Source organism: Mycobacterium sp., assembly GCF_050701675.1.
Classification (GTDB): Bacteria; Actinomycetota; Actinomycetes; order Mycobacteriales; family Mycobacteriaceae; genus Mycobacterium.
Genome location: NZ_JBOGDD010000559.1, coordinates 1 through 6,315, shown reverse-complemented (window position 1 = coordinate 6,315; position 6,315 = coordinate 1). Strand labels below are relative to the sequence as shown.

Genomic DNA, 6,315 nt, shown 5'->3' with positions numbered 1-6,315 from the left:
GAACGGAGGGGGCCCTACTCGTTTCAAGCCTCACTTCCGCGGTGGGCGAAGCACTTTCATCGCGAGCTGCACCACAGGGCGCGGAACGCGGTCGCGCAACGACATCGCACGGTCGGCGACCCGCGTCCTGGCGGGAGTGCCCCTGCCGAACATCGCGTTGAACGGGCCGCCGGTCGGTTCGAGGTCGACGTGCATCGGCGGCGCACCGTCGGCCGCGCCGAGCGCGTGGGAGATGACGATCCGCTGAATCTCGCTGGTGCCCTCGAAGATGGTGTACAGCTTGGCGTCTCGGTACCACTTCTCGACCGGGTGGTCGGTGATGTAACCCCAGCCGCCCATCGTCTGGATCGCGCGCTCGGTGGTCTCGACGGCGGTCTCGCTGGCCATCAGCTTGCACATCGAGCCCTCGCCGCGGTGGAACGGCACGCCCGTGGCGGCCATCCATGACGCCCGCCAGGTGAGCAGCCGTGCCGCGTCGATCTTGGTGGCCAGGTCCGCCAACGGGAAGGCGATGCCCTGATTGCCGATGATCGGGCCGCCGAAGGCCTCCCGCCGGTTGGCGTACTCAGTGGCGTATTCCAGTGCGGCCCTTGCGATTCCGAGCGCCTGAGCGGCAACCATCGGTCGCGTCTGCTCGAAGGTGCCCAGCGTCGCCGAGTCCGAGCGCTTCGCGCCTTCGACCACCTCGCGCGCCTTGGCCAGCTTGTGGTCCAACTTGTCCTGACCGCCGAGCAGGTTGCCGCAGGGAACCCGCACGCGAGAGAACTTCAACTCGGCGGTGTGCGATGCGCGGCAGCCGAGCTTGTCGAGCTTGCGCACCATCTGCAGACCCGGCGTGCCGCCAGGGACGATGAACAGGGCCTGCCCGCGGTGGCCCAGTTCCTGGTCGACGACGGCGTTCACGACGTGGACGTTGGCGATGCCGCCGTTCCCGATCCACATCTTGTGCCCGTCGATGATCCAGTCCGCGTCCCTTCCCGAACCGTCTCGCTTGGCGGTCGTTCGCAGGTTCCGCACGTCGCTGCCGCCCTCGGGCTCGGAGATCGCCAGCGCGGCCAGCTTGAGATCGCCAGGCGTCCCGAAGCACTCCGGCGCCCATTCGAGCATCTGTTCCGGCGTCGCGGCCTGGCCGATCGCCGAAAGGGCGAGCGCGGGCATCACGGTCGCGAGACCGATCCCCGCGCAGCCCCAGAAGAGCTCCTCCATGAACATGGGAAGGGAGAGCCCAGTCGGGTCACCGATGAGGTCGCGGTAGAAGAGCGGACTGTAGAACCCGCGCCGGGCCGCTTCCTCGAGCACGGGCCACGGAAATTCCTGGCGCTTGTCGTACTCCCTGGCGACCGGGCGGACCACCTCCGCGGCGAACTCGTGCGTCCGCCGCGCGAGGTCGTGCTGGGCGATCGTCGGGGTGAGATCGAAGCTCATGTCGCCGCGGGTTCAGTAGACATGTGTTCACTGATACCCGCTCGCGCGGCGCGGGAATCGCCCCAGCGCCGGTCCTACTCGACGCCGATGGCAACCTCGGTCGACTTGATGAACACCGTGGCAGGCATCCCCACCGTCAGCCCGAGATCCTCGGCCGCGTCCTTCGTGATCGACGACGTGACGGTCTGGTCGCCACCGTCGAGCTTGACCTTGACGGTGGCCATCACCGCGCCGAGGTTGACCTCGGTGATGGTTCCGGTGAGCTGGTTTCGGGTGGAGAGTCGCATGCTCGTCAGACTAAGGCGGATCGCCTTCCCGCCGGTCCGGATCGGCCTAGCCTGGCTCGAGTGAAGCTCGCGACCCTGCACCTCAGGCAGCGTGACGGGGTGTCCTGCGGGCCTGCCGTCGCCGTGGTGGCTGGCGCGCTTCTCGATCCCGGCTACGCCGGTCTGACCGACCCGGCCTGGTTCGACGCCGAGCAGGACAGGGTTCACGCCGCAGCCAACCGGATCTGGCCGCGCGCGCTCGGCACGACGCCATGGGGCATGGCCAGGACGATCACTGCGCACAGTGCCGGGTACGGCGTGCGGTACGGCTGGCGTCTCCTGCGCCGTCGTGACGCACTCGCCGACGTCGAGCGCGCAGTGAGCGCGCGTTGGCCGGTCGCCATGCTCGTCGGGAACGCCATCCCGCGGCACTGGGTGCTGATCGTCGAGGTCGAGGCGGAAACACTGCGCTGCTACGAGCCGTCGTCCGGCGAGGTGCGGTCGGTGTCCAAGAGTGCCGTCCGGGCCGCGCGGTTGGCCGGTCTCGGGTTCGGCAGGCCGTTCGCGTTGGTGCTTCCTCGGTACCGGCTGCCGGGACCGCAATCGAACATATGATCGATCGGTGGGAGAGCTCAAGTCGATCGGCTACCACGGTCAGCCGGTGCAGCAGGCCTTCCGCCGCGTCGACCCACCGGTGGCCGTCCTGGTCGACCTCGCGGCGGTCTTCCCGCGCGAACCGCATCGGTCCGGTGGGTACAACCCGGCAGGCTTGCAGATGCACTCGATCGTCGAGGGGCTGCTCAGCTGCTGGGGCCTGTGCGAGCAGGGCTTCTGGTGGGGGCTGGTGACCTATGACATCGCCTACGGCCCCGCCCGCAGGCCCGTCACGCACTGGATCCCCTCGTGGACGCTCAAGCGCAAGCCCGATCGCCGGTCGTAGGGTTGGGGGATGGCCCGAAAACTCGCCACCGCCGACGCCGTCGATCTCCCGACCCTCCTGGACTTCGTCCGACCGAGGCACCAGATGGTGCTGACCACCTTCCGTTCCGACGGCTCGCTACAGAGCTCCCCGGTCACCGCAGGCGTGGACGACGCCGGCCGGATCGTGATCGCGAGCTATCCGCAGCGGGCCAAGGCGGCCAACATACGCCGCGATCCGCGCGCCAGCGTGACCGTTCTCTCCGACGAGTTCAATGGTCCGTACGTCCAGGTTGACGGTGCTGCGGAGGTCATCGGACTGCCCGATGCGGTCGAGCCGCTGGTCGACTACTTCCGCGCGATCGCAGGCGAGCACTCCGACTGGGACGAGTACCGGCAAGCGATGGTCGATCAGGGCAAGTGCCTGATCAGGGTCACGCCGGTGCGCTGGGGCCCGGTCGCGACGGGTGGCTTTCCGCCGAGCTAGCGAAGGGCAACGAGGGACATCGGCACGGCGTCTGTGGTAGTCAGAGAGGGCGGATGAGCCGCTCGCGCGAAGGCAGCACAGTTCGGTCGCGTTGCGTCGGATAGCCAGTCAAACTATAGTCTGGACACATGTCCAGAGCGCACATCCCGACTCTGGCCGCGGTGAAATAGATGCGAATTGCCCTGCTCTCGTACCGAAGCAAGACGCATTGTGGTGGGCAGGGCGTCTACGTCCGCCATCTGAGTCGCGGTCTCGTCGAACTTGGCCACGACGTCGAGGTCTTCTCGGGTCAGCCCTATCCGGGTGGTCTCGACCCCCGGGTACGCCTGACCAAGGTGCCGAGCCTCGACCTCTACCGCGAACCCGATCCGTTCCGCATTCCGCGGCCCAGCGAGATCCACGACCGCATCGACCTACTCGAACTCCTGTCGACGTGGACGGCGGCCTTCCCCGAGCCGAAGACGTTCTGCCTGCGCGTGGCCAGGATCCTGGCCGATCGCCGCGATGAGTTCGACGTGGTGCACGACAACCAGAGCCTCGGTGACGGCCTGCTGGCGATCGCCAAGCTCGGGTTGCCGGTCGTGGCGACGGTGCACCATCCGATCACCCGCGACCGCGTTGTCGACGTGGCCGCCGCAAAGTGGTGGCGAAAGCCGTTGGTGCGCAGGTGGTATGGCTTCGCGGAGATGCAGAAGCAAGTGGCCCGTCGCATTCCGGAGCTGTTGACGGTGTCGTCGTCCTCCGCAGCTGACATCGCCGAGGACTTCGCCGTCTCGCCCGATCAGCTGCACGTGGTGCCCCTCGGCGTCAACACGGAGCTGTTCCGGCCCAGCGAGAACCGGGTGCGCAACCGGATCATCGCGATCGCCAGTGCCGACGTTCCACTGAAGGGCGTCAGCCACCTGCTGCACGCGGTCGCCCGGTTGCGCGTCGAGCGCGACCTGGACGTGCAGCTCGTCTCGAAGCTGGAGCCGAACGGGCCGACGGAGAAGCTGATCGCCGAGCTCGGCATCTCCGACATCGTGCACAGTTCGAGCGGGATCACCGACAACGAGCTGGCCGACCTGCTGGCCTCGGCCGAGGTTGCCTGCATTCCTTCGCTCTACGAGGGATTCTCGCTGCCCGCCGTCGAGGCGATGGCCAGCGGCACGCCGATCGTCGCGAGCCGGGCGGGTGCCCTGCCCGAGGTGGTCGGCGACGACGACGTATGCGCCAGGCTGGTCCGCCCCGGCGACGTCGACGACCTGACGAGGGTGCTCGGCGAACTGCTTGACTCTCCGCTGGAGCTGCGCAGGCTCGGCGCCAACGGGCGTAAGCGGGCCGTGGACGTCTTCAGCTGGGAATCCGTTGCCGCTCAGACGGTTTCGGTGTACGAACGAGCGATGAAGCGAGCCGCGGAATGCTGACCGTCGACTTCGACCGTCTGGGCGTGAGTCCGGGCAGCAGCCTCATCGACGTTGGCTGCGGTGCCGGCAGGCACTCCTTCGAGGCCTTCCGGCGAGGCGCCGACGTCGTCGCGTTCGATCAGGACGTCGAAGAGCTCAACAACGTCGACGCGATCCTGCAGGCCATGCAGCAGCAGGGCGAGGCGCCCGCTTCGGCCACGGGCCAGGCGGTCAAGGGTGACGCGCTCGACCTTCCCTACGGCGACGGCACCTTCGACTTCGTGATCGCCTCGGAGATCCTGGAACACGTTCCGCAGGACGAGGCCGCGATCGACGAGCTGGTCCGGGTGCTCAAGCCGGGTGGGCGGCTGGCCGTCACGGTGCCGCGTTGGCTACCGGAGAAGGTCTGCTGGGTCCTGTCGGACGAGTACCACGCCAACGAGGGCGGTCACATCCGCATCTACCGGGCCGACGAACTGCATGACAAGATCGCGGCACGGGGTATGCGGTTCGATCACCGCCATCACGCGCACGCGCTGCACTCACCGTTCTGGTGGCTGAAATGCGCTGTGGGCGTTGACAAGACCAGCCATCCCGCCGTCACGGCGTATCACAAGATGCTGGTGTGGGACATGATGTCCCGGCCGTGGCTGACCCGAAGTGCGGAGTCGCTGCTCAACCCGCTGATCGGCAAGAGCGTCGCCCTCTACTTCCAGAAGCCGGCGGCCTGAATCGATGCGGCGTCACGAGATTCCTGGTGTGCCAGGTGTTCTGACGCCAGAAGAATGTCGGCAGACGGCGGTGTCGATCGCGGCGACGCAGGAGTCCTCCGGGGCGCTGCCGTGGTTCGACGGCGGCCACACCGATCCGTGGGACCACGTCGAGAACGCCATGGCCTTGACCGTCGCGGGACTGTGGGAGCAGGCCCGCGGGGCCTTCGACTGGTGCCGCAGCGTTCAGCGCGCGGACGGTTCGTTTCCGATCCAGATGCGCAACGGCGTGCTCGAGGACGCCAACAGTGACAGCAACTTCTGCGCGTACGTCGCCACCGGGGTGTGGCACCACGTACTGATCACCGGTGACCGCGGTTTCGCCGAGACCATGTGGCCGGTCGTGAGCAGAGCCATCGACTTCGTGCTCACCCTGCAGTTCGACGGGGGCGAGATTGCCTGGGCCAGAAGTGAATCGGAGATTCTGCCGGAAGCGCTGCTGACTGGCTGCGCGAGCATCTACCACAGTATTCGGTGCGCACTGGCTCTGGCCAATTACATCGGGGAGTCGCAACCGGAGTGGGAGGTGGCGGTGGGCAGTCTCGGCCACGCGATCACCGAGCACCCCGAGTCGTTCAACCTCAAGGACGACCACGCGATGGAGTGGTACTACCCGGTGCTGGGCGGCGCCATGCGCGGGGATGCCGCCAAGGCGCGCATCGACGCGCGGTGGGACCGTTTCGTCGTACCAGGACTCGGCATCCGCTGCGTCGACCACCGGCCATGGGTGACCGGGGCAGAGACGTGTGAGCTGGTGATGGCGCTCGACGCGATTGGCGACTCCACAAGGGCCCGTGAGCAATTCGGGGCCATGCAGCACCTCCGTGAGACGGACGGCTCCTACTGGACGGGCCTGGTGTTCTCCGATGGCAAGCGATGGCCGGTGGAACGCACCACGTGGACCGGTGCGGCGATGATCCTGGCCGCGGACGCGCTGTCGGTGACCACGCGCGCCAGCGGGATCTTCCGCGGCGACGATCTTCCGCGGGGCCTCGCGGGCGACTTCGATTGCGCCTGCGCGGCATCCGGCCGCAGACCGTCCTAGCCGAGCGCCTCGCCTGGCG

At 67.7% G+C, this 6,315-nt stretch carries 8 protein-coding genes; 6 read left to right on the top strand and 2 right to left on the bottom strand.

Features of this window, described 5'->3' with window-relative positions:
- Positions 1–30: 30 nt before the first annotated feature.
- Together ACRDUX_RS17085 and ACRDUX_RS17080 are read right to left on the bottom strand one after the other, a co-directional pair.
- Positions 31–1,425 (bottom strand): acyl-CoA dehydrogenase family protein, encoded by a 1,395-nt coding sequence (locus ACRDUX_RS17085; protein ID WP_526415207.1) that lies wholly within the window; start codon positions 1,423–1,425, stop codon positions 31–33.
- A gap of 74 nt (positions 1,426–1,499) precedes the next feature.
- On the bottom strand, positions 1,500–1,712 hold the full coding sequence (locus ACRDUX_RS17080; RefSeq protein WP_526415206.1) for a TOBE domain-containing protein: 213 nt from the start codon (positions 1,710–1,712) through the stop codon (positions 1,500–1,502).
- Positions 1,713–1,772: 60 nt separating this feature from the next.
- On the opposite strand from ACRDUX_RS17080, the gene ACRDUX_RS17075 reads away from it, so the two are divergent.
- The 6 genes from ACRDUX_RS17075 to mmpH all read left to right on the top strand — a co-directional run bounded on the left by ACRDUX_RS17075 (position 1,773) and on the right by mmpH (position 6,296).
- Positions 1,773–2,306, top strand: coding sequence for a hypothetical protein (locus ACRDUX_RS17075; RefSeq protein ID WP_526415205.1), 534 nt, complete (start codon positions 1,773–1,775; stop codon positions 2,304–2,306).
- A 7-nt stretch (positions 2,307–2,313) separates the two neighbouring features.
- The gene (locus tag ACRDUX_RS17070; protein ID WP_526415204.1) at positions 2,314–2,631 is read left to right on the top strand and encodes a hypothetical protein; all 318 of its coding nucleotides are present in this window, start codon (positions 2,314–2,316) and stop codon (positions 2,629–2,631) included.
- 9 nt (positions 2,632–2,640) lie between these two features.
- Positions 2,641–3,096, top strand: a complete 456-nt coding sequence (locus ACRDUX_RS17065; RefSeq protein ID WP_526415203.1) for a PPOX class F420-dependent oxidoreductase — start codon at positions 2,641–2,643, stop codon at positions 3,094–3,096.
- Between the two features lie 170 nt (positions 3,097–3,266).
- Entirely contained in the window at positions 3,267–4,502 is a 1,236-nt protein-coding gene (manT, locus tag ACRDUX_RS17060; RefSeq protein WP_526415202.1) for an MMP alpha-(1->4)-mannosyltransferase, read from the top strand.
- Positions 4,496–5,212 carry a class I SAM-dependent methyltransferase gene (locus ACRDUX_RS17055; protein ID WP_526415201.1) on the top strand — a complete coding sequence of 239 codons (717 nt, stop codon included), beginning with the start codon at positions 4,496–4,498 and terminating at the stop codon, positions 5,210–5,212. Before manT ends, ACRDUX_RS17055 begins: the two co-directional genes overlap by 7 nt.
- A gap of 4 nt (positions 5,213–5,216) precedes the next feature.
- Positions 5,217–6,296, top strand: a complete 1,080-nt coding sequence (gene mmpH / locus ACRDUX_RS17050) for an MMP endo-(1,4)-3-O-methyl-alpha-D-mannosidase (RefSeq protein ID WP_526415200.1) — start codon at positions 5,217–5,219, stop codon at positions 6,294–6,296.
- Positions 6,297–6,315 lie beyond the last annotated feature (19 nt).

Coding starts and splice junctions, on each gene's coding strand:
- manT (WP_526415202.1), top strand. CDS start 3,267: ATGCGAATTGCCCTGCTCTCGTACCGAAGCAAGACGCATTGTGGTGGG.
- ACRDUX_RS17065 (WP_526415203.1), top strand. CDS start 2,641: ATGGCCCGAAAACTCGCCACCGCCGACGCCGTCGATCTCCCGACCCTC.
- ACRDUX_RS17080 (WP_526415206.1), bottom strand. CDS start 1,712: ATGCGACTCTCCACCCGAAACCAGCTCACCGGAACCATCACCGAGGTC.
- ACRDUX_RS17085 (WP_526415207.1), bottom strand. CDS start 1,425: ATGAGCTTCGATCTCACCCCGACGATCGCCCAGCACGACCTCGCGCGG.
- ACRDUX_RS17055 (WP_526415201.1), top strand. CDS start 4,496: ATGCTGACCGTCGACTTCGACCGTCTGGGCGTGAGTCCGGGCAGCAGC.
- mmpH (WP_526415200.1), top strand. CDS start 5,217: ATGCGGCGTCACGAGATTCCTGGTGTGCCAGGTGTTCTGACGCCAGAA.